Source organism: Streptomyces sp. AC627_RSS907 (assembly GCF_019049165.1).
Genome location: NZ_JAGMUE010000530.1, coordinates 1 through 543, shown reverse-complemented (window position 1 = coordinate 543; position 543 = coordinate 1). Strand labels below are relative to the sequence as shown.

The following is a 543-nucleotide window of genomic DNA, read 5'->3' as shown; positions in this document are numbered from 1 at the left end:
CGGCATGACCTGCGCCGCCTGCGTCGGCCGCGTCGAGAAGCGCCTCGGCCGCCTCGAAGGCGTCACCGCCACCGTCAACCTCGCCACCGAACGCGCCCACATCACCCACCCGGCGAGCGTCTCCGTGGCCGAGCTGACGGCCACCGTCGAGAAGGCCGGCTACACCGCCGAGCCGGTGCCGACCTCGGCCGGGCGCGGCGCCACGGGCGACGACCGTGCGGAGCCGGACGCCGACGGCGCGCAGGACCAGCAGGACCAGCGGGAGAAGAAGAAGGCCGCCATCGCCCGCGAGGAGCGGGACCGGCTGCTGATCACGGCCCTGCTGTCGATCCCGGTGCTGGTCATCTCGATGGTCCCGGCCCTCCAGTTCCGCAACTGGCAGTGGGTGTGCTTCGTGCTCTCCACGCCGGTCGCCGCCTGGGGCTCGTGGCCCTTCCACGCACGGGCGGCCCGCGGGCTGCGCCACGGCGCGGCCACCATGGACACGCTGGTCTCGCTCGGCGTCATCGCCGCCTTCTCCTGGTCCACGTACGCGCTCTTCTT

At 73.5% G+C, this 543-nt stretch carries 1 protein-coding gene; it reads left to right on the top strand.

Annotation, left to right across the window (positions count from 1 at the left end; all coding sequences use genetic code 11):
* The coding region (locus tag KUM32_RS36855) for a cation transporter (RefSeq protein ID WP_254406663.1) at positions 1 to 543 on the top strand (543 nt) is incomplete at both ends.